The 26,361-nt window shown below is 40.9% G+C and carries 26 protein-coding genes; 11 read left to right on the top strand and 15 right to left on the bottom strand.

Features of this window, described 5'->3' with window-relative positions; genetic code table 11:
- Positions 1-136: 136 nt before the first annotated feature.
- Both AABK37_RS28470 and AABK37_RS28475 read right to left on the bottom strand, forming a co-directional pair.
- A complete protein-coding gene (locus AABK37_RS28470; RefSeq protein WP_432554856.1) occupies positions 137-997 on the bottom strand; it encodes a 3'(2'),5'-bisphosphate nucleotidase CysQ family protein in 861 nt (286 codons plus the stop codon).
- A gap of 42 nt (positions 998-1,039) precedes the next feature.
- Positions 1,040-1,900: a sugar kinase gene (locus tag AABK37_RS28475; RefSeq protein WP_432554857.1), complete on the bottom strand. Its 861-nt coding sequence runs from the start codon at positions 1,898-1,900 to the stop codon at positions 1,040-1,042.
- A gap of 46 nt (positions 1,901-1,946) precedes the next feature.
- Here AABK37_RS28475 and AABK37_RS28480 point away from each other — a divergent pair, with 46 nt between their 5' ends.
- From AABK37_RS28480 to rpsU, 3 genes are all read left to right on the top strand, one after another.
- Positions 1,947-2,777 (top strand): hypothetical protein, encoded by an 831-nt coding sequence (locus AABK37_RS28480; protein WP_432554858.1) that lies wholly within the window; start codon positions 1,947-1,949, stop codon positions 2,775-2,777.
- A 191-nt stretch (positions 2,778-2,968) separates the two neighbouring features.
- The gene (rsmI, locus tag AABK37_RS28485) at positions 2,969-3,883 is read left to right on the top strand and encodes a 16S rRNA (cytidine(1402)-2'-O)-methyltransferase (RefSeq protein WP_432554859.1); all 915 of its coding nucleotides are present in this window, start codon (positions 2,969-2,971) and stop codon (positions 3,881-3,883) included.
- A gap of 187 nt (positions 3,884-4,070) precedes the next feature.
- Positions 4,071-4,250 (top strand): 30S ribosomal protein S21, encoded by a 180-nt coding sequence (gene rpsU, locus AABK37_RS28490; protein ID WP_029637478.1) that lies wholly within the window; start codon positions 4,071-4,073, stop codon positions 4,248-4,250.
- A gap of 310 nt (positions 4,251-4,560) precedes the next feature.
- On the opposite strand, the gene pth is transcribed toward rpsU, so the two are convergent.
- Positions 4,561-5,187, bottom strand: a complete 627-nt coding sequence (pth, locus tag AABK37_RS28495) for an aminoacyl-tRNA hydrolase (protein ID WP_432554860.1) — start codon at positions 5,185-5,187, stop codon at positions 4,561-4,563.
- Positions 5,188-5,194: 7 nt separating this feature from the next.
- Positions 5,195-5,467, bottom strand: coding sequence for a TatA/E family twin arginine-targeting protein translocase (locus AABK37_RS28500; protein ID WP_432554861.1), 273 nt, complete (start codon positions 5,465-5,467; stop codon positions 5,195-5,197).
- 30 nt (positions 5,468-5,497) lie between these two features.
- Between AABK37_RS28500 and AABK37_RS28505 the strand changes: the two genes are divergently transcribed.
- Positions 5,498-5,683 carry a hypothetical protein gene (locus AABK37_RS28505; RefSeq protein ID WP_432554862.1) on the top strand — a complete coding sequence of 62 codons (186 nt, stop codon included), beginning with the start codon at positions 5,498-5,500 and terminating at the stop codon, positions 5,681-5,683.
- Here the strand turns inward: AABK37_RS28505 and psbH are convergent.
- Positions 5,672-5,875: a photosystem II reaction center phosphoprotein PsbH gene (psbH, locus tag AABK37_RS28510; protein WP_432554863.1), complete on the bottom strand. Its 204-nt coding sequence runs from the start codon at positions 5,873-5,875 to the stop codon at positions 5,672-5,674. The genes AABK37_RS28505 and psbH overlap by 12 nt on opposite strands.
- An 89-nt stretch (positions 5,876-5,964) precedes the next feature.
- Between psbH and psbN the strand changes: the two genes are divergently transcribed.
- On the top strand, positions 5,965-6,096 hold the full coding sequence (psbN, locus tag AABK37_RS28515) for a photosystem II reaction center protein PsbN (protein WP_432554864.1): 132 nt from the start codon (positions 5,965-5,967) through the stop codon (positions 6,094-6,096).
- 68 nt (positions 6,097-6,164) lie between these two features.
- Here psbN and AABK37_RS28520 read toward each other — a convergent pair whose 3' ends face one another.
- Positions 6,165-9,446: an alpha-mannosidase gene (locus tag AABK37_RS28520; RefSeq protein WP_432554865.1), complete on the bottom strand. Its 3,282-nt coding sequence runs from the start codon at positions 9,444-9,446 to the stop codon at positions 6,165-6,167.
- A 103-nt stretch (positions 9,447-9,549) separates the two neighbouring features.
- Here AABK37_RS28520 and AABK37_RS28525 point away from each other — a divergent pair, with 103 nt between their 5' ends.
- Positions 9,550-11,106 (top strand): hypothetical protein, encoded by a 1,557-nt coding sequence (locus tag AABK37_RS28525; RefSeq protein WP_432554866.1) that lies wholly within the window; start codon positions 9,550-9,552, stop codon positions 11,104-11,106.
- 78 nt (positions 11,107-11,184) lie between these two features.
- On the opposite strand, the gene AABK37_RS28530 is transcribed toward AABK37_RS28525, so the two are convergent.
- From AABK37_RS28530 to AABK37_RS28540, 3 genes are all read right to left on the bottom strand, one after another.
- Complete coding sequence (locus AABK37_RS28530; RefSeq protein ID WP_432554867.1) at positions 11,185-11,412, bottom strand: hypothetical protein; 228 nt, start codon at positions 11,410-11,412, stop codon at positions 11,185-11,187.
- A gap of 317 nt (positions 11,413-11,729) precedes the next feature.
- On the bottom strand, positions 11,730-11,942 hold the full coding sequence (locus AABK37_RS28535; protein WP_432554868.1) for a hypothetical protein: 213 nt from the start codon (positions 11,940-11,942) through the stop codon (positions 11,730-11,732).
- A gap of 213 nt (positions 11,943-12,155) precedes the next feature.
- Complete coding sequence (locus tag AABK37_RS28540; RefSeq protein ID WP_432554869.1) at positions 12,156-12,539, bottom strand: hypothetical protein; 384 nt, start codon at positions 12,537-12,539, stop codon at positions 12,156-12,158.
- Positions 12,540-12,774: 235 nt separating this feature from the next.
- On the opposite strand from AABK37_RS28540, the gene AABK37_RS28545 reads away from it, so the two are divergent.
- Entirely contained in the window at positions 12,775-15,312 is a 2,538-nt protein-coding gene (locus tag AABK37_RS28545) for a hypothetical protein (RefSeq protein ID WP_432554870.1), read from the top strand.
- A gap of 188 nt (positions 15,313-15,500) precedes the next feature.
- Here AABK37_RS28545 and AABK37_RS28550 read toward each other — a convergent pair whose 3' ends face one another.
- From AABK37_RS28550 to AABK37_RS28560, 3 genes are all read right to left on the bottom strand, one after another.
- Positions 15,501-16,856 carry a UDP-N-acetylmuramoyl-tripeptide--D-alanyl-D-alanine ligase gene (locus AABK37_RS28550; protein ID WP_432554871.1) on the bottom strand — a complete coding sequence of 452 codons (1,356 nt, stop codon included), beginning with the start codon at positions 16,854-16,856 and terminating at the stop codon, positions 15,501-15,503.
- Between the two features lie 455 nt (positions 16,857-17,311).
- Positions 17,312-17,758, bottom strand: coding sequence for a tellurite resistance TerB family protein (locus tag AABK37_RS28555; protein WP_432554879.1), 447 nt, complete (start codon positions 17,756-17,758; stop codon positions 17,312-17,314).
- A 178-nt stretch (positions 17,759-17,936) separates the two neighbouring features.
- A complete protein-coding gene (locus tag AABK37_RS28560) occupies positions 17,937-18,074 on the bottom strand; it encodes a hypothetical protein (protein WP_200819334.1) in 138 nt (45 codons plus the stop codon).
- Positions 18,075-18,350: 276 nt separating this feature from the next.
- Between AABK37_RS28560 and AABK37_RS28565 the strand changes: the two genes are divergently transcribed.
- Entirely contained in the window at positions 18,351-18,878 is a 528-nt protein-coding gene (locus tag AABK37_RS28565) for a GNAT family N-acetyltransferase (protein WP_432554872.1), read from the top strand.
- 6 nt (positions 18,879-18,884) lie between these two features.
- Positions 18,885-19,031, top strand: coding sequence for a hypothetical protein (locus AABK37_RS28570; RefSeq protein WP_432554873.1), 147 nt, complete (start codon positions 18,885-18,887; stop codon positions 19,029-19,031).
- Here AABK37_RS28570 and AABK37_RS28575 read toward each other — a convergent pair.
- Positions 19,018-19,818, bottom strand: a complete 801-nt coding sequence (locus AABK37_RS28575) for a DUF1868 domain-containing protein (RefSeq protein WP_432554874.1) — start codon at positions 19,816-19,818, stop codon at positions 19,018-19,020. The genes AABK37_RS28570 and AABK37_RS28575 overlap by 14 nt on opposite strands.
- 119 nt (positions 19,819-19,937) lie before the next feature.
- On the opposite strand from AABK37_RS28575, the gene holA reads away from it, so the two are divergent.
- Positions 19,938-20,921, top strand: a complete 984-nt coding sequence (holA, locus tag AABK37_RS28580; RefSeq protein WP_432554875.1) for a DNA polymerase III subunit delta — start codon at positions 19,938-19,940, stop codon at positions 20,919-20,921.
- A gap of 142 nt (positions 20,922-21,063) precedes the next feature.
- Positions 21,064-21,474, top strand: a complete 411-nt coding sequence (locus AABK37_RS28585) for a DUF4168 domain-containing protein (protein ID WP_432554876.1) — start codon at positions 21,064-21,066, stop codon at positions 21,472-21,474.
- Between the two features lie 469 nt (positions 21,475-21,943).
- Here AABK37_RS28585 and AABK37_RS28590 read toward each other — a convergent pair whose 3' ends face one another.
- Both AABK37_RS28590 and AABK37_RS28595 read right to left on the bottom strand, forming a co-directional pair.
- Positions 21,944-22,552, bottom strand: coding sequence for a helix-turn-helix transcriptional regulator (locus AABK37_RS28590; protein WP_432554877.1), 609 nt, complete (start codon positions 22,550-22,552; stop codon positions 21,944-21,946).
- A gap of 465 nt (positions 22,553-23,017) precedes the next feature.
- Positions 23,018-26,113: an ATP-binding protein gene (locus tag AABK37_RS28595; protein ID WP_432554878.1), complete on the bottom strand. Its 3,096-nt coding sequence runs from the start codon at positions 26,111-26,113 to the stop codon at positions 23,018-23,020.
- Between the last annotated feature and the right edge of the window lie 248 nt (positions 26,114-26,361).

Consider the following 26,361-nt stretch of genomic DNA (forward strand, 5'->3'; position numbering starts at 1 on the left):
AGTTCCCATTCAGATGCGGTACAACATTATATCGTCGCGTGTAGGGGCACGGCACTGCCGTGCCCCTACGGGTGTACCTCACGTAACCGAGAATTGCTATAAATGAGATGTTGCATTTTCAAATTGGCTATAATAATCAGTTTTTCAATTTATCAAATTCTGCTAAAATTGTTTCAGCTTGTTGGCAAAGTTCTTCATGAAATTGACCGTTGCTTGCTAGCAAACCACCCCATTGATTAATATCACCTGTGTTATATTGCAATGGTGTACCGTCGAAGTGGGTGTACTTTCCACCAGCTTCTGTGAGAATCAATTCTGGGGCAGCTATATCCCAATCTTTGGGTGCAGATTTTCCCGAAAGGGAGATATAAACATCTGCGTTTTGTTCAACGATGGTAGCGATTTTACAACCGACACTACCAACAGCTTTCTGATTAGCAAAAGGCAGTTTTTGCAGCAAATAATCTAATCTTTCATTGCGGTGACTGCGACTGACAACTATTGTTAAATCTTGGATGTTTTCGCGTGATGAAACCTGTATTTTTTTACTTTGACGTTGGCGTGTTTCTACAAATGCACCGCTACCTTTTATTGCATAATACAATTTTTCGGCTTCCGGCACAGCTACTACTGCTAAAATTGGGCGTTTTTCTTTCACTAAAGCGATGTGAACCGCATATTCACCAGTTTTTTGGATAAAATCTCGCGTACCATCTAAAGGATCGATTATCCATACTAATTCTTGAGTCAGTGCTGCTTGCACTTTATAAGTTTCTTCGCTAATATAACCAAAATCTTCATTACCCAAACTCGCTTGTAGCTTCTCTAAAATGTATTGACTCACAGCTACATCTGCAACAGTTACAGGCTCATTTTGCTTATATTGCACTTCTAAATCGAAGTTTTTTGCAGTTCCGTGGTAATAAGATTGTAGTATATCTGCCGCCCCCCAACCAACAGAACAAGCGATCGCTAATATTTCTTGTATGTCTTTCATTTATTTCTCTTTTATAAATAATTACGTAAATATACACGATTCTTAACGTGAATTCATCCAGCGACGTGTACCAAAAAATTGACATGAATAAGCAGCGATATTAGCCGCCTGTGCAAGTGCATCGGCAAAACTTTCTCGTAAAATATAATTACAGAAAGCACCGTGAAAAATATCTCCGGCTCCTAGTGTATCAAGAGGTTGAATCTTTGGTACAACGATGGTCTGAGTTTTTCCTTCCCAGAGGTATTCTATTGGTTTTTCCCCGTGGGTAATGGCAATGTAGGGAATATTAATTTTATTAAGATATGCAAAAACTTCTTGACTTGTGTGGCAACCAGGAGGATAAAAATTAGCTGAACAAATCGCGTAATCTACAAAAGGTAAAAGTTCCTCAAAACCAGGTTTCCAGCTACCACCATCAATTACAACTGGGATATTCTCAGATTTAGCAATTTGGGCGATCGCTTTACCAACTTTCATTTGATGTCCATCTATCAGCACAATATCGACATTTTGTAAAATATCTGGTGGAATAGATTCGCGGTTTGCTTGAGCTTTCACAGCATTAATTGAAACTACAGCGCGATCGCCTGTAGATTTCGTGACAATAATTGAAGAGACGGGGGGTGGCTCAATAGCGTTGTTGTCAAGGTCAGCGATCGCTACTTTTAATGCTTCTAAATCCCCTTTTATTAACTGCGTCATCGGGTGAGAACCCAGCATTCCCAACACCGTAGCATCATTACCTAAATAACCGAAAGTAACTGCCGCATTCGTTGCAGGTCCCCCTGCTGCTACAGTATAATCAGCAGCAACAATTTTCTGATTATTCTTCGGGGCAGACTCGGCAAGGTAAATCAAATCCAAAGTTACTAAACCGACAAATAAGCCACAATTAGTCATTAGTTAATGTTAGTAGTTAAGCGATCGGGGAAATCGAAAACTTAAGTTGATGGAAATTCCAGCTAGAATACATCTATTACCAGCTAAAGGTTCACCCTATGTTGCTGTAATCCGACGAAAGCCATCAAAAATTTTTCATATAATTCGTTGGAATACACAAAACGATAACCTAGAATACGGTTCTTGGTTTAAAGGTAAATTATATCCAAAAAGATGTGATATCTCTTTTGATGGACAATGGATGGTTTATTTAGCTATGGGTGCAAAAGGTAACACTTGGAATGGAGTTTGTCAGTTACCTTGGTTGAAAACCTACCTCGAAGGAGAAAACTGTGGAACTTGGTTTGGAGGTGGTTATTGGAAAACTGAAAAAGAACTATTATTAAATGGTAGGTGGGCTGAACCCAATAAAAGCATTCCTTTTAAACTGGGTAACTTAAATTCTCAGTTTGGGGGAGAAGATTTAGGTGTATTATATCCTCGTTTAGAGCGCGATGGCTGGAAGAGAAGCGGAGAAAATTATGGGGAGGATAGAAAAGTTGAGAATTCTAAAAAGTATATTGTAGAATGCCTTGGCGATGATGGTTGGTATTATCAACCAACTAAAAAACATCCGACACTAAGAATGTATTATCAAGGATATTTTGCTCCACATGGATACACTTTTAAGTTTACTATAGACGAGTATCCTAAACTGCTTGATTCTAATGTAGACTGGGTAACTTGGGATTTTTTGGGTAATTTAGTCTTTGCCAAACACGGGATGCTTTATAAATACGAGCTTAATGACTTCAAAAAAGGCAAGCCAAGTTTTTGCAAAGATTTGGAACCTTTATTACCTTATGACAGAAATATAGCAATCCCAAATCCCAAATAATTAATATTTTTTGACACCCAACACCCGACAAGGGGACAAGGGGACAAGGGGGCAGGGGAGGTAGGGGAAGCAGGGGAAGCAGGGGGAGAGGAATTTTACCCAATGCCCAATGCCCCATGCCCAATGCCCCATGCCCAATGCCCCATGCCCAATGCCCAATGCCCATCAACCATCAACCAAAGAAATGAATAATGCAAACCGATCCTAAACCAGGAACACTTTACATCGTCGGGACACCAATTGGCAATCTGGAAGATATGACTTTTCGGGCGGTGCGAATTTTGCAAACTGTAGATATAATTGCGGCAGAAGACACCCGCCATACTGGTAAACTGTTACAACATTTTCAAGTTAAGACACCCCAGGTAAGTTACCACGAGCATAATCGTCAAAGTCGCATCCCGGAATTACTAGAGCATTTAAAGAATGAGAAAGCGATCGCTCTAGTCACAGATGCAGGTATCCCCCTAATTTCCGATCCGGGCTATGAATTGGTGAAAGCTTGTATTGACGCGAAGATAGCAGTAGTACCAATTCCTGGTGCTAGTGCTGCAATTACAGCTTTGAGTGCAGCGGGGTTGCCTACAGATAGATTTGTCTTTGAAGGTTTTTTGCCGACAAAAGCTCAACAACGGCAAGAACATTTAGAATCTCTACAGACAGAATCTCGCACTATGATTTTCTACGAATCGCCGCACCGATTGCAAGATACTTTACAAAATTTAGCAGAAAGTTTCGGAAGTAATCGCCAAATCGTGTTGGCGCGGGAGTTAACAAAGTTACATGAAGAATTTTTGCGCTTTACAATTGGCGAAGCGATCGCCCATTATCAAAATCGCGAACCAATTGGCGAGTATACCTTAGTAGTGGCAGGAACTCCACCCGACAAACCGCAACTAACAGAAGCCGAACTAAAAGCAGAATTAATCGCGATTATCAGTCAAGGAATATCGCGATCGCAAGCTAGCCGTCAGTTAGCAAAAGTTACATCCTTACCCCGTCGCCATCTTTATCAACTGGCTCTTGCCATCGAAACATTTGACCAAGAGACTGATATCATAAAAGAAGACATAATCGGTGGAGAAGAATCACCAATTGAGGATTAAAGTAGATTTTCTCCCACATCCGACAAAGACTGATATCTAACTGAGTAGTAATTTTACTACCAGTAAGTGCATAAAACTGACTTGGGCGCAATAAATTGTGTCTAATCATCATTATGAAAAAAGCAGTTTCAATAAAATTGAGGCTACTATTACAATGGAAATTATTCATAATGAGGAACTAGTCAGAATGACCCAAGTGGTTTTAGGAGACAACGAAGGCATAGATTCGGCTCTACGTCGCTTTAAACGCCAGGTTTCCAAAGCTGGAATCTTAGCCGATGTCAAGTATCATCGCCACTTTGAAACACCCATAGAAAAGCGGAAACGTAAAGCAGTAGCAGCTAGACGCAAACGCCGTTTTAAATAAACCTATTTTGTGCTGGGGTTGCTTGATAACATTTTGTTAAACAAGCCACAGCGCATTTTTAATCATTTTTAAACAAAAAGAGCGCGATCGCACCCCTTCAAAGGGGTGTGAGTGCGTTGAACCGAGCGATGTACAACAATAAATTTTAAGCATGTAAATATGGTTAAATAAAGTAAGTCATAGTTATATAGGTTGGATTAGCGCCCCCTGAAAAATTTCCTTCGTTGAAGTGACTGGCGTTTGAGGAACAAACCCAACACTTGAAAATTTTTGTTGGATGGCGCTCAACCTACTATTAATAACTCAAGATTCACAAATTGCTGATAGTATAGCTATTGCAGCGATTCATCGCCTTTTCTACTCCTTGCTTTAGGGTGAGTTCTACACACTCAACCACGAATTCGAGAACCTCAGACATCAATTTAGTTTCGCTGGCAGAAAATCGCCCCAGCACATGGGATACACTATCAGAATTATCTGTACTAGCAGCATTTTTCGGTTTACCAATGCCGATTCGCACACGGGGAAAGTTTTGAGTGCCAAGATGAGCGATCGCGCTTTTCATTCCATTATGTCCCCCAGCGGAACCAGATAAGCGCAAGCGAGTTTTTCCTAAAGGTAAATCCATATCATCATAAATCACCAGCACCGACTCAGGCGGCAATTTGTACCAACTTATCACCGCTTGCATCGACTGTCCGGAGAGATTCATATAAGTAAGTGGCTTCAGCAACCGGATTTTTTCTCTATTTGGTGCAATTCCTTCGCCGTATTCACCCTGAAACTTGCGATTTTCTGCCAAAGGAATCTTCCAAGAACGAGATAGCGCATCCACAGCAGCAAAGCCGATATTATGGCGTGTTTTATCGTACTTAGGTTCCGGATTCCCCAAACCGACAATTAGTTGGGGAATTACCATCGTCACAGCTTCTGTCATTTTGCCTTTAGCTTTGTTGTGAAGAACTAGCAGTATCCTTCTGTGTTGAAGACGCTTCAAGTTGCTTCGGTTCAAGTTCAGCAGTAGTTTTCACAGCTTCTTGTAATTTTTCAGCTTCCTGCTTAAACTCATTTTGAAACTCCGAAGAAGCTTCTTGAAAGCCGCGAATTGCCTTACCCATACTACGACCAATTTCTGGCAGCTTCTTGGGTCCAAAGATTAACAGCGCTACTACCATAATTAGACCCATTTCTGGCAAACCAATACCAAATATATTCATGATTTTTCATCCTTTAAACGTAAGTGGATAGTGGGGCATCGGGTATCGGGCATCGGGCATGGAAAGCATCTTTTATTACCAATGTTCATTGCCCATTGCCCAATGCCCAATGCCCAATGCCCACTAATAACCAATTATAAAAAAACCCGGACAAGCCGGGGGTGCGATCGCTTGCGTAGTGCAAGCTTTGTCATGTCGCATTCCTTAGCTGCCTAAACTCCGCCAATCTACATTTACATCCTGAATTAGTAGTGAGGAGTTGTAAACTTGGAGAATAATCAGCAAAAACACGAAAAATAACAGCATAAAAACAGCCATCACAGGTGTGGTACCCCAACCAGGGGCTACTTTACCATACTCAGAGTTCAATGGTCTGAGGACATCTCCCAACCTAGTCCGTTGTGCCATAGTTCACCTTAAAATTAGAGTTGCACTCATCTTTTTTTAATCTTCTGTAATATTCTATAAGAATAGCACTCATAATTTATTTTTTGATTATGGAACCCGCAACAGTTCTTATCATTTCTGTATGTGCTGGGGTGATCGCCATCACTATAGCAGCGATTTATACTTCTTTTGGTCCTCCAAGCAAGCAATTAAGCGATCCTTTTGAAGACCACGAAGATTAGAATCTTAATTGTAGTCGGCGCTGAAGCGCTGTACATAAAGCAGCGCTTCAGCGCTTACTACGAACACATCAAAGTCCAGAAATAACTTTGAAGCTCAAGATTTTCCAAGGCTTTATGCTATGAGATGACGATTCAGCGGTGGACAAATAGCGTTCCAATAAATCCACTGAATCTGCCAAACTTAACTTCAAATCGCTTATCAAAGTTAACTCAGCGGTTTCTCCGTGGCATTCATAACACCGGAGAATCCACTGTTGGTCATCTTCGCCTTGCTTAAACGCCATTAAAATCAAATTCTTTGCTGATAAATTCAAGAAACTCATGCTTTCAGCCGCGCTGAGTTTTGAATTTGCACTTCTGGCTGGGTTTAAGACAACTTGCAATGGGGTATTCAATTCATACCCGCGTCTTACCGTATGAGCAGATTCCCAACTACCAGCGTGGGGATACAAGGCATAAGTAAATTCATGAAAGCCTCGGTCAGCTTCTGGGTCGGGCCATTTCGGACTGCGTAATAGTGTTAAGCGTAATTGCTGCGGTTGACTATCATAACCATATTTACAATCGTTCAGCAAACTTACACCATAAATACATTTATCTTGTTCCTCAGTTAAATCAGCCCAACGTAAAGCCGGAACTTCCCATTTTGCTTGTTCTGCTGGAGTTTCGCGTTTGGTTGGGCGGCGAATTGCACCACAAGGAATTTCAAAGGTAGCAAAATCAGCTTTCACATTCAGAGGAAAAGCAGCTTTCACCAAAACTTGACTTTCTTGCCAATTAACAGTGGTGGCAATTTTGAGCAGGGGTGAACCAGCTTGTAAGATATAATCTTGACAAAATTCAGATTGTCCTATTTGACGCACCACCCGCAAGCGATTTTGGACTAAACCTTGTTCTAACCATTGAATAGATTTAAGCTGCGTTGGTGGTAGAGGATGCTGGGCATAATTTGGATCGATATTCCAAGCATCCCAATATTGTCCGCTATCTTGAAAAGCTTGCAATTGATTACCACCTGCTTGAGAAAGAACTTCTCGATGATTAACCTTGTCAAAAATACTCGATAAATCACCATTTTCTTGATCAACAATGACTCTCAAAAACTCATTTTCTAAAGTCAATCTTTTTGGGTAAAAATGTTCTTGCTTTTGCAAACCCGTTTTGCTATCATCATGATGTGCCCTGCTATGACCATTTTTAGGGTTAGCAGGACAGAGCCAAAAAATGCGATAGCCAAGAGAGGGGATATCCCCAGCAACGAAAATAAGCTCAGACGGTTCCCTAAGTTGACAAGGCAAAGCAACACCAGCTAAATTGTATACGCAAGCGTCTGGGAAAGAATCAGGTAAATCAACAACAACTACCTGAGAACGCTGCCAATTAAGGGAGTTAAAGACGAAAATGGGTAAACAGTCAGGGTGTGGTGGTTCAGGTAGAGTAATGTGAGATGCGATCGCACTCAATGAATTTTGCAATATCTTCGATCCAACTTCTTCCACTTCCTGCCAAGTAGGAAGTGCATCCGTATAAACTTCCGGAATCGAAGAACCGGGCAAAATATCGTGAAACTGGTTAAATAACACCTTTTTCCAAGCTGCTTCTATCTCCGCTTTCGGATACGTAGCTTTACAGATGATTGTCGCCAAAGCCGCAAAAAGTTCAGCTTCGTACAACAAACCTTCACAACGGCGATTCCAACGTTTTTGATCAGCGTGAGTGGTATAGCATCCGCGATGGAATTCTAGATAAAGTTCGTCATTCCAAGTAGGGAAGAAGAGAGGGGGAGAGGGGGGGAGGGGGAGAGGGGGGGATGGGGGGAAAGAAGAATTATTCTCCTTGTCTCCTTGTCCTCCTGTCTCCTTGTCTCCCCATCCCCCTGTCCCCCTGTCCCCCTGTCCCCCTGTCTCCTTAATCTGCTGCAAATACTTTTCTGCTGTCGTGAATTCTAACTGGGGGAAGAAAGGTGATTTTGAAAAGCGTCGGGCAGTTTCTAACATATCACGAGTCGGACCGCCGCCGTGGTCGCCGACACCGGGAAGCCAGAGACAATCTTTTAAATTAGTTTGAATTTGCCATTCACAAGCATATGATGCCATTTTAATCGGGTCGATGCCTTCGCCGATAAGCGCAGACATGTAACTGAACACTTCACTACCATCAGGCGATCGCCACCAAAAAGCGCCATAATCAAACTTAGTCGTATCATTCCAGCGCAACTTCTGAGTTACAAAAAATTCAATTCCAGCCAAAGCCAAAAACTGCGGTAAAGTTGCACAGAAACCAAAACTATCCGGAACCCAAACTATAGTCGAAACCTTGCCAAACTTTTCCAACACATAGCGCTGACCATATAGTAACTGACGAGCGATCGCTTCACCCGAAATCAAATTAAGTTCCGGTTCAACCCAAAACCCCCCCAAAACCTCCCAACGTCCAGCCGCAACAGCATGACGAATCTTCGCAAACAAATCAGGACGATATTCTTCAACCCAAGCATAAAGCGCTGGAGTCGAATGACAAAAAATCAACTCCGGAAAATCCGACTGCAACCTCAAAACCGACTCAAAAGTACTTTCTGCCACCCTCCAAGTTTCACTTACCCGCCATAACCATGCTAAATCCAAATGAGCATGACCCAACAAATAGATTTTAGATTTTAGATTCTCGATTTTGGATTGAATGAGGTTTTCTCTAAGACAAAACAGCCTTCTTTCAACCTCTCCCTCCTCTTCCTTCGTGTCCTTCGCTTCTTCGCGGTTCGTTACCTTTGCCAAAACACCCAACTTATCCGGCGCAAACCTTTCCAAAAAATACAACAACACAGAAAACTCATCAGCCAAAAAACCCGGATCTAAATTATTATCAGACTCATACACCAAAAGCGATCGCATCAAAGCCCCATCACAATGTCCCGGACTTGTCAACCGTACAGCAACAACAAACTCCTCCCCCGGCATCACCTCACGACTAAGTAACACCCTCGGCGAACAATCAAACAAATCACCCTCAACCGCCAACTCACCATTCACATAAACCTCAGCAGAATCCGCCCACCAAGTCAACGCCAACCGCAAACACAAACCAGCCAAAGGATAGCCTTGTAAATTCTGGGGAACTATCAACTTTTGCGCCAACCATAACACTTTTCGCCCCCCACCCCAAGCAACATGTCCTTTATCATTCAACTCAACAGGTGTCCAAACAGACAAATTAGATGCCGTAATATCCGCAACAGCCAAATCAGCTTCACTACACAGCCAGGTAGACTGAACATTTACTTGACAACAAGAGCGCAATTCCTCAATTGCTTGGACAATCAATTTAGTATGGGACAGTACAGGAGGGGTCATATTTTCGCTAAGATGATGGCAATTACTATATTTAACAGCTTGTCGTTTTATTGTTTGACGCAAGTCCAATAAATAACAAAGCCCTCAATAAAAGTTCATCACTATGCCTTCTGCTTCCTCCAATCGTTATCAAAGCAGACTATTTAACTTTGTCCATCGGCAATCGCGGCGTTTGGGCGATCGCTTGCATAGCACTTTTCGCCATCTGCAAGTCGCTACAAAATGGTCATTACAAGCACTGCTTTATTCAGTAGTTATATTGGTGCAACAAGCAGTCGAATCTGTCGGTAAACAACTGCACCCCCAAGCGCCGCAAAACAGGCTACATTTAGAAGCAAATAATATCCATTCTCAACTAGAAACTCCTCCAACCGCTGATACTCCAATTCAACGAGTGTTACAAGCGTTAGAAGACAAGGAGACAGGGAGACAGGGAGACAAGGAGAATGTAAGTAAAAACTTCTTGGCGTTTTGGCAGTTTAAATTTTTTCCAAATCAACCCAACACATCCAGTCTGACTTACTCTTCAACAGTTACAGACACTCCTACAGTGCGGGGAATAGCCAGCCAGTTAGAAAATCGCAATTTGGTACTCGTCACCGCCGAGAATGAAATTCTCGACATTTTAACACGCCAGCAACAAGAAAAATTACAAGATAGAATTATTGGCGAAATTGCAGATTACTGGCATTATTGGCGGTTAGCTACAGAAAAACAAGAAACAGAAGTCTTACCAGAAATTGAACGCTTGTTGACAAAGTTAACAGGTAATGGTATTATAACGCCTGCGTTACCCGAACAAACGGAAACACAAGCTTTAGTTAAGTCTGAGGAAGTGCTAGCATTTCTTGATACATCTGTGGCGAAGTTAGAATCAAACGCTTTAACTCCGCTGTCTCGCGCTACATTAGCTGTACAACAACGCAGCCGGGAAATTATTAAAGTTGCCCAAACTCAGTTAAACATATTTCTTTACGGGAAAGAATTAACAGTTCCTGGTGAAGAGATTCAAAGCGATCGCTTGCGAATTAAAGCAATAATCGAAGCTGCGGTAAATTACTTTTTTGGACAACGCACTGGTAAAAAACTCGACGCATCCCCAGCAGCAAGTAATGTTTCTCAAGCTTTACCTGTTAGCCGTCAATCGCAAAACCAAGATTTAGTCGCAGATCCTTGGCTGAGTTGGGATGATTTGTTTGGCGATTTTGAATCGGTTCAGGAAGAAGTTGCACAAACAGCAAATCCGGCTTTACCTGCCAATCAATCACCAGGGTATCTACAAAACTGGCTTAATAGTTACCAAAATATCCCCAAAAAACCAGCTTCCAAATTGGTAAAACGGCAAAAACCAACTACCGATTTAACTATAACTGAAAAAGCATCTGGAAAAGTCGCTGCGATAAAATCAACTGAATCGAAGATTTCCCAGGTTCAAAGTAGCAAAGGGGAAGTTGCTCAAAAGCAGCGTTTGCAAACAACTGAAATTGAGGCTAAACCCGATTGGATAGAAACTAAAGCAACATCAATCGGGTATGAAAAGCATCCTTTAGAGCAAATTTTAGCATGGCTTGATGCAGCGTTGCTTTGGTTGGAAGAAAAGTTTGTGAAACTTTTTCAGTCGTTGCAGCAGTTTTGGGTAGGGAAATCGAATCACAGATAAATTTGTCTGGGAATGATAAGCGATCGCCCGCTTTTTCCTCTATAAGTCTAGCAAGGGAGCGATCGCACTCAGCCAAATTTAACGTAGGGATTCTATGATTATTGTTGTTGTCATCAAACACAACAGGAGAATTCCCAGCTTAGAAAACCAATTTCCTGCAAAAGGCAGCAGCACTGCGACAAAATTCAAAGCCCCAAAACTCATTGATAGAATGTAGGCGATCGCCAACCCAAATATTCCTAACAAGAAATATTTGAGGAACTTAACAGTCAATTTGAATAGACGACTATACTGATTTGTTGTCATGGCAATGAACTCCAATATGGACTGTAGGTGATTAAATTTGTCTGAAGTTGACAAAAACTCAATTGCACACCTTGAACAAGAAGTAGAACTATTGAGCTGATATCAAGGGCAAAGTAATTTGAGAAAGCCTATGAAGAAAGGCTTTCAAGCACCAGCACTGATTGCTATTGAACTGTTGATTTATCTAAAAACTAGCAGGCTGAAATGCTTTCTAGAGAAGTCTTTTGCTTTTGAATTTGCTTTTACAGCATTTTATAAGTTCGTAGCGTTTCTAAAGTCAAGTGAGTAACACTGTTGCGAACTTATGAAATCCTGTATTAAGCTAATTCCTGGTCAAGCAGCTTACGCTGGATATTTGGTAGTTGCGGGTCAAGTAGACACTCCGCAGAATGATTGTTCACTTCCATTCGTAAGCCTAAAGGCGTAACTTGTACAGTAACAGTTCCGTCAAACTTTACTAGCACGGCTAAAAGGGTGGTTAGCAAAGCTAAATAGGCAAAATACTTAAATTTGTGGTTTGATAGATTCATTTTTTCCTCTCCAAGTGATTAATTTGTTTTGTTAGTTATCAAAAACCAAAAAACGGATGTGCGAAGCTGAAGCTTCAGCAGCATCCGTCGTGGTTATTCCCATCGATTTGATGATGTGTTAGCAGAAATTTATTAAGTTGTTCAGAATCACTCTCACACGAGATTCATTTCAAAAATTCATGAGGTGGAGCTGTGCTGTCATCACCTCTAAGATCAACAACGCTTTATTCCGTGGATTATTGATGGCGAAAACTCAAACCCGTATCGACTGTCGTGTCCACGATGCCGTATCACAATAGTCGCATAACCTTGCTGTAAACAAAACGTCTCAAACAATGCGCTATCGAGTTTAGCTAGAACCTGTTCCACGGTTTTTAGGTCTTCCCGCTGTCTAGACAGGGGAGTCGTTTTCCAGACAGCTAAATCTTTTGGCGAAATCAGGAAATTTTGAAAATCTCCACAGCGACACTCGACTTTATAGTGACCTTGACTAAGGCTGCATTGAATTTCTATCAGTCCAGTGTTATTAGCTTGTTGAAATCTAGCTATCTGTTGTTCGCACGAGCCGAGAATTTGCTCTACCACTTTGGGAGGCATAAATTATTCATACACTGTTAATATCAAGTACATGTAAATTATAAAAACACTTTTTGTTTTTGAGTTACTGTAACATATGCTACATAATTCGATTATTTTTGAAGATTGTGTAAAGTATGCTATTTAAAAAAGCTATGATTAGCAAAATTTTGTATAAGCAACCACAAAAACTTAACAGGCGTAGCATTTTAATGTCAATATGATTTACATGTAGGCGATGCGTAGAATAAAAGCTATGAACAAAGAAAGCACTGAAAATCAAGAAGAACTACGGGACATGCTCCACTTCTTCTTAGACAAAATGGGAGCAACGCAGGTGGAACTCTCAGAAGGGATGGGTATTAGCCGACCAGTTGTGATTAATTTTTTGAATAAAGACAAGAAACAACGGTTGCCGATTGACCGTAAAAGCTTGATCGAACTGTGCAACAGTCTTCAAAGCCGTAGGATATCCAAAAATAAATCAAAAACAGAGGGTAAAAAAACAAGAGAAGAAATAGAATCTAATCCTGACGAACTACGAAAGTTATTGGGAGAGATTGGAGCTGACGAACTACTGGAGTCTGCTGGTTTCTTGCCAGAGAACACTAGTATTCTTAGAGTAACCCGAGAAAGGTTTTTTCAAGTTGCTCAAGTAGTTGCATTGCTTGAGTTTTTGGATTATGAAGATTTTCTGCCCACAACCCAAGAATTCTTAGCGATCGCCAGTAATAAGATTGCAATTGCAAGTAAAAAGCTTTTTGGGGAGTATTCTGAGCATCAAAAGAATGATTTTCTAGAGTACTTGATTGAGAACCTACAAAAATCTTACCCAACCTTGGGCTTAAAACTGAGACTGGAAGTAACTGAGAAGCTACAACGAACCTGGAAAAGACTTAAAGCTGGAGGTAAGACAAATTTTACCCAGCAAGAAGCGATTGGACTGTTCCTTAGCATTGCCATCAAAGAGCAAATGCCCAAAAATCCAGCCAAGCTTCATCTGAGAGTTGAAAAGTTAGAATTTCAAATTTTATCCCAGTCTATTAGTAAAGAAGCAGAATATAGTTCGGTATACGATAAGTACGTAAAGATTGCTAATCAGGCAGAGTACGCTCTGAAGAATCCAGGTGTCTGCTTAACAACGCAACTAGAGGTACAGTCTCTTGACTCCCTTAGTCCAGTAATTATGGCTGTAGTAACTTGTAGCTTTAGCCATGATGACAAAAAGAGCGAATTTCTTGAATGGATGTATACCTCTAGCAACACAATGGTGGAGAATGCTATCGGTGCTTGTAGCCTACACATGGGCTTGACTAAGGAGGTAGCTAAAATCACCCTATTAACAAAAAGCCTGGATAGCAATATTGATTCTTTAGTTGAAACAACGGTAATTCTGGGAAATCAACAACATTATCAGGGGATTTGGGTTGATCGGGACTCAATGATCAGTATTCTGCAAGCGATAGTCTCTGCTGCAAAGTCGTGGTTAGCAGATAAAAACTGGACTGATGAACTCGACTTAGAAATCTACAATTCAGCATTTAAAGCTCTCTGTGGGTTGAGAACGCAATTAACTAAAGCAAGAAAAGCTTTTCAAAAATTTCAATTTCTTGGTGACGAGTGCAATTCTGCCGAAATTAAGAGGATTGCTGATACAGCTAGGGATGAATTGAAGAAAATTCCCAAGGAAAAGATTTACTTTTCATATCGACTCAACTTCTACCGCTGCTATTTTCTCGCAAAACGATTAGAGCTAAGACTATCCAATGCTCAAGGCAATATAAGTAACGCACGATTGCTTATTCAAGAAATGAAACAAGTCCTTGAGGAAGACGAGAAAGTAAAAGAAGAACTTGTTCCTATCCAGGCTCTAATTCAGTCAGAAGTCTATTTATATGAGCTTTCCTGCGGGCATAACCCAGATTTATTTGAATCCAGCAAGAGGAGCAAGTGGCTTGGATTAGAAGCATGGGACAGTAAAATTAGAGATGCAATTAAACCAGGATCTTGTTACAAAGATCCTGGTTTGGATATTTATCAAGCTTTATCTGAAATTTATGGGAATGTTGCGCGGATAGAGTTCTACCTTTGCGATGAGAGAAATACGCTGGAAAAAGCCGCAGAATATTTTCTCAGAGCAGCCCACTATGCATCACGTATTGGTTTAACTCAGCGAGTGTCTCGATGGCTAGCTTTAGCAGGACGAGTTTGGGTCAGACTTGGAGATGATAATTTGCCAAAACAGGCATCCAAATTTGCCGATCAACTTGCTAAAACTGATTTAACAGTTGGTCACAGTCATAATTTTTGCCAAGCAGTTCTCTCAGAAATTTCTTTGCTTGATGGAGAATATTTGCTCTTAATTCAAAATGACCCGACCAATGCTTTAGAGTGTTTTTTAAAGGCACTTAAGGGGTCTGTATATTTAGGCTTGAACCGTCGGATTTGTGATGCCCTCTTCAATATTTCGAGGTGTTCAAAGAAGCTTGGCAACTTCAGCACTAAGGAAGGACTTAGCAGGGTCTTCAAGGAAGAAGATCAGTTAACTGAATTAAACAAAGGTAAATTGAATCCAATGAGTAACCACACCTCCGAGAAAGTTTTAGATTTGCTCTGTAGCCTATCGAGTAGAGAAGATAATCCGACCTGGTTCCAAGTGCGAGGTGAGTTTTCTCAACTCGCTGCCCAAACTTGGCAAGGATGGCATCGTGATACATCTAAGCCTGGATCAACGACAAAACATCCTATCGCCAAGCGGATGGAAAGCGAATCTTGGCTTCGTCAAGTTATTTGAGCAACGGGAAAAAGTTGGGTCAGGCTTAAATTAGGCGATCGCGCTTTAGTCGCAGCTAGGTACAGCAGTTCAGAATTGGCTCATTGACCAGCAACTAAGTACAGCTTTGCACAAAGAAAGTAACCAATTAAATTCCAAAAAACTCTGCGTTTAAAAGGCTATGATTTTACGCAAATTTGTACTTAGTATCAATTACTAAATTCGGCACGAAACTGATTGACAACGCGATCCAAACCTACGGAATGTGCGGCTTTGAAAAGTAAACGATCGCCTTCTGTGACAAACTCTTTCAATCGAGCAAGCAAATCGGCATGAGTTGCAAAGCACTCGGATGGAATACCTTTGGCGTAATGGGCGATCGCTTCTGCATCTTGTCCGTCAACTAAGACTAGCAAACTGTCTAAATTCAGCTTTCGCACCATTTCTCCTACTGAGGAGTGTAAGGAGTGCGATCGCTCTCCTAATTCTTTCATTGCACCCAATACGGCAATTTTACGCTTTCCGGGTGTATCTGCTAATAATTGCAGTGCTGCCATCATAGCTTCTGGTGCAGCATTGTATGTTTCATCTAATATTATCACATCATTGGGCAAAGCAAAACGTTGCGATCGCCCGGACGGCATATCAACCACAACACCCGCTTTCAAGCATGACCAATCAATACCTACAACCTGCGCCACTGCCAAAGCTGCCATGAAATTAGTTGCATTGTGGCGACCGGGTAAAGGTAAAGGAAGTTGGATTTCCCCCACTTTCACAGTTTGGTTATCAATTAAAAGCCCGTGGATATCGCCCCCAGACAAGCCATAAGTCAAAGTTTCGCCTTGCCAAAATTTCGCTGCCGTTGCCATTAATAACGGATTATCGTGATTGAGAATTGCTACACCAGATGACGGCATTTGCGCTAATAACTCACATTTTGCTTCGGCGATCGCTTCCGTGGAACCGAGTAACTCAATATGTGCCGTTCCCACATTGGTAATTACAGCAATCGTTGGACGGGCAATTTCTGTCAGTTCGGCGATTTGTCCTTTACCGCGCATCGCCATTTCAATCACGGCATAATCATGTTCTGAACTTAGTTCTAGAAGAGTTTTTGGGACACCGATTTCATTATTGTAATTTCCATAAGTTTTGTGAACTCGTCCACGGGTTCCTAAAACAGCGGCGATCAGTTCCTTGGTGGTAGTTTTACCTACAGAACCTGTTACCCCAATTACAGGAATTTGAAAGCGATCGCGCCACCAAGAAGCGATTTGTTGATATGCTTTGAGGGTATCTTTTACCTGCAAGACAGGAAATCCCGGATTTTCGTATTCAAAATCAACGATCGCCGCGATTGCATTTTTGGCGATCGCCATTGGTACAAACTCGTGTCCATCAAACTTTTCCCCTCGTAAAGCCACAAATACTTCACCCGGTTGCAAAAAACGGGTATCCGTTTGAATGGCGCTACCCAATTGTGTTAACGCAGCTTCAGATAAGTTTACAGGCTGGGCAGAAAGAACTTCAACCAGTTGAGTTAAGGTCACAGAACAGGGCATATTACTACTTTTGTATTCCAAACGATACGTTTATTAACTTCTGGAGAGAAATACTCCTTCCGGAAGTGGCGTGAGGACAAAAACTTCTAAATCCTATAATTATTTGGAGGAAAATATAAACTACCGAGGTAAACATTTTTAAACTATCAACACTTAGGTCAAATTGTTTCTCCTTGTCTGTTTGTCTCCCCACTCCCCCACTCCACGCCAAAAACAAAGCCAAAGAAGCGATCGCTCCTTTGGCACACTTAGTTTATAAGTTATAACTGATACCACTTTCAAAAATGATTGCGACAAATGGATTGTTGAAACGCTTGCATACCAACAACTTTACAATCCGTCTTTAAAAGCTTTGATGCCTGCGGCTTGCCGCAAAGCGTCTACGGAGGAAACCTCCGCTCAAACTTTTCGCAAAATCCAAAATCCAAAATCCAAAATGGTATGATTTTCTATCTTTATCCCCGATTTTTTATCATCATCACCTGCATAACTTGTATGGCAATGTCCCTTGATATACCTAAAGCTTGATATAAATCGTTTAAAAAACTATTTTCTTCTTCAGTAAAGATACCCGAGGCTAATATTATATCCGCCGTTACCGCAAAAGCCGCTTCCCGTAAATCGGGGGGCAGAGATTCTTTAGCTGTATCAAATAAAGTATTGATACCATCCCGCTGGAGAATTCCCAGGAGTTTGTCAAACAGCCTGTTCATTACATCATTGGGATAACTTCTGAAAAGCTTCATCCGAGACAGAGTAGCCGTGAACTCTCTTGTTTGTTCTTCAGAAAGATAACCGTCGGAGGCGATCGCCGCTAGAGTAATAGCAGCAAAGGCTTCTGCTGGACTGAATGCTTCTTGGACTTGAGTATGTGCGCTAAACATTTTCTTGACTAAACCCATTGTAGTTTGCTCCATCATTTAGGTCTTAGTAGTGATGTCGTTACCTGTTCTTTACGTAATAATTAGGTAATTTAAATAACTCATTTGACCTTAGTGCTTTTAGTGTTCCCAAGAATTCTCAGTATTGAACACCTGCACCTAAAAGATGTGGAAAACAAGTCTACAACTGAGGTTGGGGTTAGCGTTGACCTGATTTTTCAATCGTTTCGATGACTGCTAACCCAATACCAGAAGCTGCGATTAGCAGTACAGCTGATACTAAGTAAGCGTTGACAAGCATTTGGAGGGCGTCGTTAAAAAAAATGTAGGTGTTCATTGCTTTATCTTCCGAAGTCTATGCGTGTTAGTGCTATTTCTTTCTTCACATCCTGATTGATGTTTTTCGTTAAGAAACTACTAACATTTGCATCTTAACAAAACTTTAGCTGATTGATGACTTTTTCTTTTTGAAGATTCGATGAATGTCTAGCATGATTTGGTAAAATGCAATACTGAAATTTTTTAAAGTAAAATTTACATCATCTTATACTCGCGTATAAATGATTTTATCGATTAGTAAACTCAATAACATCAGGCAATAAAAAGAGAAAATATGGAACTATTAGACTTAGAAATATCTACAAGTCGTTTATTATTAAAAACTATATCTATGAAATATCAAGAGGATATTTTTCAAGAATTTAATCAAGAAATTACTACTTATATGTATACCAAACCTCCGAAACATATTTCCGAGACAGAAGATTTTATTAATAACTCACTCAGCGAAATAAAAAAAGGTGAAAATCTTGTACTTGTTATTTTAAAGAATAATTCTTTCAACTTTTTGGGTTGTACGGGAATCCACCAAATAAATAGTAATCAGCCAGAACTGGGTATTTGGTTGAAGAAATCAGCACATGGCAAAGGTTATGGATTAGAGACTATCATCGCCCTGAAAACATGGGCTGAGGAAAACTTAGATTTTCAATATCTTGTCTATTGTGCTGATAAAGCAAATATTCCCAGTCGTCGAATTCCTGAAAAGCTTGGTGGCAAAATTATTAGAGAATATAAGAAGACAAATTTAAGTGGAAGAGTTTTAAATATTTTAGAGTATGCAATTCCTAAAGCTGGGTAATGGGTAATGGGGAGAGGGGGGGATGGGGGGATGGGGAGAGGGGGAGAGGGGGGGAGGGGGGAAAAAATTATTCTCCTTGTCTCCTTGTCTCCTTGTCTCCCTCGTCCCCTTGTCTCCCTTGTCCCCTTGTCTCTAAATACTATCCCCGACTAATAACTAAAATCGGCGAGTCTGGTTGGCGATAATAGCGCGTCATGTCGTCAAACTTTCGCAATTCGGCACGATTTATCAAAAATTCGGGTGAATTTCCCAACCATTGTTGATTTAATTCAGAAAGCATTGTACTTAAGCTTGTGCGGTCTAAATCGGGCGATATCTCGCCAAAATAGCCTAATGTAATGTGTGCTGTAAAGTGATAATGCTGTTCAATGCCTAAAGCAACTAGCTGGGGATTTTGATAAATTGTCCTACGAAAGTTAATAATCTGCTCGTAGCAGCTTTCATCCTGGGGTACTAAACAAACACCTATAGCTCTTGGCATTACAATTAGTCCTAACATCTGCCAGCAAATCAGATTATTTCCCTTTGTGATGGATTGTTGATATTGCTGAAAGATTTGGGCAATGCAAGAGCGTAACTCTTGTTCAAATTCGGGATTTTTTTCGCAGGCATCGCGGTAAGCATCGTCCCAAATTAAATCTGCCAAAGTTAGATGAAAGCTGCTAGAAGGTACGGGAACAATCAAATTACCGTTTTTTGGCAGCTGCAACAGTTGGTGTTGGTAAGTTTGTAATTTGGTATAGAAAGCAGAGTTTTCCGATTCATCCTCCCACGGGGGGGTAATTATCGTATACCCAGGAAAGGGTACAGCAAGTCTAGCTCCCTCAACATGCGGCTGAAACTTAGATGATTCCTGGATATGCTGGATTTGGGATCTATAAGCTTCTGGCAGCGTCATTCTTGCTACCCGATTTAAGTAAGTTTGATAGTTGTCGTCCAATCTTTAATGCCTCCCGCGCTCACGTTTATTGATTTTAGGGAAATTTATCGTGATTTAAAAAGTATTTAGCTTTTCACAGCACGCTTAGAAGCGATGATATTTTTAGTTGAGGTTGCTCTATGCCAGTTTACGTTTACTGGGGTGAGGATGATTTTTCCATAGAAAAGGCGATCGCTCTTTTACGCGATCGCATCCTCGATCCCAATTGGATCGGTTTTAACTACACTTCTATTTCCCCAGATCAACCCGATGCGGCGATAATAGCGCTAAATCAAGTTATGACACCAATTTTCGGGGCTGGCGGACGCTTGGTATGGTTGATGAATACTACTATCAGTCAGAACTGCCCAGAGAATGTATTAACAGAATTACAGAGAACGCTGCCAGTAATTCCGGAAGATTCATTTTTATTGCTCACTAGTCGCAATAAACCAGATGAACGCCTGAAATCGACAAAATTACTGAAACAATATGCTAAAGAATTCCGAGAATTTCCGCTGATACCAACTTGGAAGACGGAATTGCTCGTCCAATCAGTACTCAGCGGGGCTGAAATCGTTGGTGTGAAGCTGAGTCCCAAATGTGCGGAACTTTTAGCTGAGTCTGTAGGTAATGATACACGTCTGTTATACAATGAGTTGGAGAAGTTACGACTTTATACTGAAGGCAGCAATCAACCTTTAGAGGTTGACATAGTTGCTCGGCTAGTCAGAAACACCACACACAACAGCTTTCAATTGGCGGATGCAATCATTATGGGAGATACGGCAAAAGCTTTAACAACCTTAGCGGATTTGATGAATGCTTCTGAACCTGGTTTGCGGATAGTGGCTACACTGATTAGTCGATTTCGCACATGGTTGTGGGTAAAAATTATGATTGAAAGTGGAGAGCGAAATCAACAAGCGATCGCTCAAGCTGCTGAGATAGGCAATCCCAAGCGCATTTACTTTTTACAGCAAGAAATAAAGTCTGTTTCTTTACCACAACTTATTTCTACTTTACCCGTACTATTAGAGTTAGAAGTTAGTCTCAAGCAAGGAGCTTCCGAGATATCAACACTGCAAACTAAAGTTATCGAACTTTGTCAGTTATACCGATAAAGCTGACAATAGATTATCCTTTTCTTGGAACTTCTAAGTTATAAAATAATTCAAAGTTCTTAAGATATCCCTACTGTGTTTCTGTGTCAGACTGCATATGAAAATTATTTCCTATTTCTTTTTTGGATCGAGAAAGCAACTAATGCTTGAAAAATCGTTTTTATTTGGCGCTATAGCCGCTGTGGGTCTCGCTTCTAGCGCTTTTGCTTTCAGTTACCAAGTTGATGCCCAAACTCCAACTGAAATTAGAAATTATGCTAAAGCTGTCTTAGCGATGGAGCCAGAGCGAAGCCGAGCATTTGAGGGAATTAAAAAACTTATTGGTGGCGGGGAAGTTCCCCAGATTGTTTGTAGCAACCCCAACAGCCTCAACGGTTTGCCAAACAAGGCGCGAGATATTGCGGTAAATTATTGTAATAGCTCGCAACAAATAGTTGAACAGAATGGTCTCAGCATTGATAATTTTAACAAGATTACTAGAGACTTACAAAGTAATCAAAAATTAAAAGATGAAGTTTACAATACACTAATTGAATTGCAAAAAAAACCTTAATTTTTCTCAGTAAATCTTTCAGTTCCAATTAAAAATTATCTGATTACATACTAGTACCCCTGGATTTATTCAGGGGAAAAATATTTATTATTAAATAGTAAATAATGATTAATGACTTTTTTAATTAACTACTTGTTCCCCACTGAAGGCAATTGATGATTAAGAGTGCGATCGCACTCATAGCGCTACTAGCGATCAATATGTTTGTATGAAAAATTACTTGATTGTAATTAATTGTAATTATCGCTTTTATAACAATAAATTTGTATATAAATATATCAGTATCTAATTTAATGTTTGCTGCATTACCTACAATTGCGGCAAAACCCCTCATACAAGCGCAGAGGGGTTAAGTGTGAAGTTATTTTTTTTGGCATTGCAAATATATCAATCTTAATTGATTCGTGAAACTGTTAACAAAGCAGTGAATAATTACATTTCACTAATCAATTCAGATTGTCGAATTTCCTTAGTTCTGGGTGTGAATATTTGCTTGTCGCTTGGCGTGAATGTTTTTCATGTGCTTCTTGACCGTATTCAGGCTAATATAAAGCTGTCCGGCGATTTCTTTGTAGCTGTAGTTGCAGCGATAAAGAAGCCAAATTTCAGCTTCTCGTCGTGTTAAGTCGTATTTTTTGACTTCAGCGATCGCTACATTTTTTAACGTCTCACATTTATTTTCGATTGTCACTAACAAGCAAGGACGTTGTAACGGATCTACATCTAGCCATCTTACCCGCAAGCGAAAAATATTCAACTTATTAAGCACAATCTCATCAGAGAGAATGATGTGTTGGTTGGGAAATAAACTCCAATCAATTAACGATTTGCAATGATGCCAAATTGCTGGTGGTACAAAGTTAGCCTGAGAAATGCCTTGACTTATTTGACTACAAATGCTTCTCGCAGATGCGTTAGCATGAACGATTTCTCCTATCTCCGTCAAGATTAAGATGCCATCTTGTAAGCCTTCAATTACTTTTTGTAAAAAATCTAGTTGTTTTGTTTTCAAATTAGCATTATTTAGCTCTGGTGATTCAACGGCTGTTGGTGCTAATGTGTTTGTTATGCTTATCATATTAAATGCTTCAATCAAAATACTATTTATTTAGTAGTTTGATTTGCATAAAAATATGCACCCTGAGTTATCTGCACAACCCTAGGCATACGGAACAAGTAACATTTGACAAGTTCATCGCCTAATATCTAAAATCTTCAGTATTCATGCATCGTGGCAAAAAAACCCGATTTATTATCGTTTAATATTATGTCCGTTGAATTAATAGTTGTAAAGACGTTCCATCAAAACGTCTCTAGAAAATGTGTCCCAACTAAGGACATGATATAATTAACGAAATAGCAATATAAACTGGGTTTTTGGCATTAATGAATTGGTGTTCTAGAAACGCTTGGACTAGTTAAGAAACTTAACAAATTATATTTTAATTTACAATTTTTGGCGTTGCTGAATTGGGCGTGAATGAGCGTAGAAGCAATTCATGAATTGCTTCTACAAAACTAGCGGTGGGGTAGTTCACTTTCTTTATGTGTGTCTAACAAGACTTGCGACTACTGTTGCTAACTCAGCCGGCTCAACAGGTTTAGGTAAATGTAGCTGATAACCGGATTGTATGGCTCGCATTCTATCTTCTGCTCTAGCATAAGCTGTCAGGGCTGCTGCGGGAATATTTCCGCCTTTGTCTGGGGGTTGCGATCGCACTTTGCGAATCAATGAGTAACCGTCTTCTTCTGGCATTCCGATATCGCTAATTAAAACATCTGGTTGAGAGTGTGCTATAATTTCTAGGGCTTCCTGCACTGATGCAACCGCCTGAACTTCGGCAGCGCACTGTTCGAGGACGGTGGTGATAAAGTCACGAATATCAACTTCGTCGTCTACCACTAGCACGCGGACACCTCTTAGGGAGGGGAGGGGGAGAGGGGGAGAGGGGGAGAGGGGGGGAGGAGAAGAGTTGTTCCGTGTGTTTGTTTGTCCGAGTTTGGCGTTGAGTAGTGGCAGCATAAGAGTGAATTTGGTGCCTTTGCCTTCACCAGCACTTTCTACATAAACAGTACCACCATGTAGTTCTACTAAATGACGGACGATTGATAAGCCTAATCCTAATCCGCCGTGGGATCTGGTGCTGGAACTATCTGCTTGACGAAAGCGATCAAAAACATAAGGTATAAATTCCGGTTTGATACCAATGCCTGTGTCGCTTACCGTAATTTCCACATGTAAATTAATTCGTTGCAAACCGACTTGCACGCGCCCGCCTTGGGGTGTAAACTTAATTGCGTTCGATAGTAGATTCCAAATAATTTGCTGCAAGCGTCCAGAATCGCCGAGGATTGGTTCAGTATTTCGGTTAATTGAAGTTTCGATATGAATTTCTTTTGCATCAGCCGCTAGACGTACAGAATCGAGTGCAGATTCAATAATCGGCACTAAATCGCAACTGCGGACGTTAAGACGCAATTTGCCTCTAATCATCCGCGAGATATCTAACAAGTCTTCAATTAGTTGTGTTTGTGCTCTAGCGTTGCGCTCGATTGTCTCTAAAGCTTTAGCGGTTTGAGTTTCGGTAAGCTTGCGTGAAGAACGTAGCATCTGTGCCCAACCGAGAATGGCGTTGAGAGGCGATCGCAATTCATGCGATAATATTGCCAGAAACTCATCTTTCATCCGATTTGCTTCTGTAAGTTGCTCTGTTTGCTGTTGCAAAGAAGCAATCAAGCTTGCTCTTTCGATTGCGATCGCTATCTGGTCGCAAACCGCTTGCATCATCCCAATTTCATTTTGGGTAAAGCTATCTTTACTGCGACTGGCAAAGGAAAGTGTACCTAAAACTCGTCCCCGCGCTATCAACGGATAACTATAATACGCGGTAATGCCAACAGCGCGAATCAGTTCTGTTTTCACATCCGTTGATTGTTGCACATTCTCTAAAGCAATTGCACGTCGTTCCATTGCAACTGTACCCCACACCGCTTGCCCAAACTCCAGCCACTCAATATCTTTAGCAAGTTCCTCAGAAATACCACTATAAGAAGCTAGCCGCAAGACTAATTCGTTTTCTTCAACTAAATAGTTAAAATAAGCATCTAAACTAATTTGCTCGGCAAGTTTTTGGAATAAGCCATCGAGCAATGTTACTGGTTCTTGGCTCGATAGTAAATCGCTTGCCGTGCCAAATAAAAGCTGAAGCCTTTTATAACCTAATGAAAGCGCTTTTTCTACCCTTTTGAGGTTGGTGATGTCTTGAAATGTCAAAACGCAGGTAGCTGGAATACCATGCATTGCGGGCAGAGTATCTGCATATATTAGCAGAGAACGGATTCCTTCAGGCGTGTGCCAGTTCAACTCTACCCCATCGAGACGTTCGCCACGAGCAACTCTTACCCCAGGTGCTTGTTCGTTCTCAATCGGATTTCCTGCCGCATCTGTGCTGTAATAAGTTGTGTAATAATCTTCCACGCATTCAGCTAAAGGAAATTTACCTCCAGCTAATTCGTCAGCAGCGCGATTGGCGAAAGTTACCCGTGCGGTTTTTGGTTCGATAAACAGCAAAGGTGTTGGCATTAAGTTTACAGCATCTTCTAGCCATTTTTGCTGATTTTGCAGAACTTCTTCGGCACGCTTGCGAACGGTGATGTCGTCAGTTACGCCGAGAATCTGGTAAATTTCACCTTTATCATCAAGGATTGGCACATATTTGATGAGTGTAGTACTGACATAATCAGGTAAATTTATTGTGGCTTCTACGGTTTGTAAGGTGCGCGTTTGAAGTGCTTTTTTTAAAGTTGGTAAATAAGCGTTTGTAATGGACGGTGGAAAAATTTCCTCGTCAGTGCGTCCTTTGATTTCTTCTAGTGATTTATTAGTGCGTTGCAAACCCGCAGCGTTGACAAACTGCAATCGCAATTCGGCATCATATATACCAAACACATCGGGGATATTATCAATAGCCAAGCGAAATCTTTCTTCGCTGCGACGTAACGCGGCTTCTGCAAGAGTGCGATCGCTCAAGTCTAAAATAAAAGCTACTGATTGTTCGCGTTTTTCTCCCAGCAAAGTGAAACCAATTACAACCGAAACGCGGCTATTATCCGGACGAATGTATTCTTTTTCATAAGGGGTACAAGCACCGGTTAATTTTGCCTCGGCGATCGCAATTTCATCCAGATGCAGATATTCTGGGGGTGTGATGTCAATCCAATCTATCCTTCCGGATGCTAAATCCTCTCGCGTGTAGCCGATAATCCGCAAAAATTCATCATTTGCCTGTAGGATACCCCCGTAAATGTCGCCAAAAAGAATGCCGATGACGTTAGCATCTACGAAACCCATCAATTTTTGTTCGTTTTGTTTCAACGCTTCGATTGCGCGATCGCGTTCTTTACTCAGCTGTTCAATTAACGCTGCATTTTGCCAAATCAAAACGACGAAACTGACAATAACGATGATGGCAAACATTGACACTGCAAACGCCGCATCATACTGTTTTTGACGTTGACCTTCAACGATTAACCAGCCTATCACACAAGTAAGTGCGATCGCACTGGCAATTTTTCCAATAACCTTGGGTGAAAATGTCAGAGGTATATCATGCAGATGCAAGCGGTTGCCTTTTAACATTGAGCTTTGTTTAACTGCATCTATCTAAGGCGGGACAGTTCGGTATTTCTTTCGTTACAAACGGTTATAGCCATTATTTTTCATGCTACTTACTTAAATTATTTTTACATCTACCTTTGTGCAGATTTTCTTTTTTTGGGAATTGGGCATGGGGCATGGGGCATGGGGCATGGGGCATTGGTGTTTAAGTGTAGAACAAGACATTCCCAGTTAAAAGCTTAAAGTTTCGTGTTCCGAACTCGGAGTTT

The sequence above is a fragment of the Tolypothrix sp. VBCCA 56010 genome (assembly GCF_050875635.1).
In the GTDB taxonomy this organism is placed as follows: Bacteria; Cyanobacteriota; Cyanobacteriia; order Cyanobacteriales; family Nostocaceae; genus Hassallia.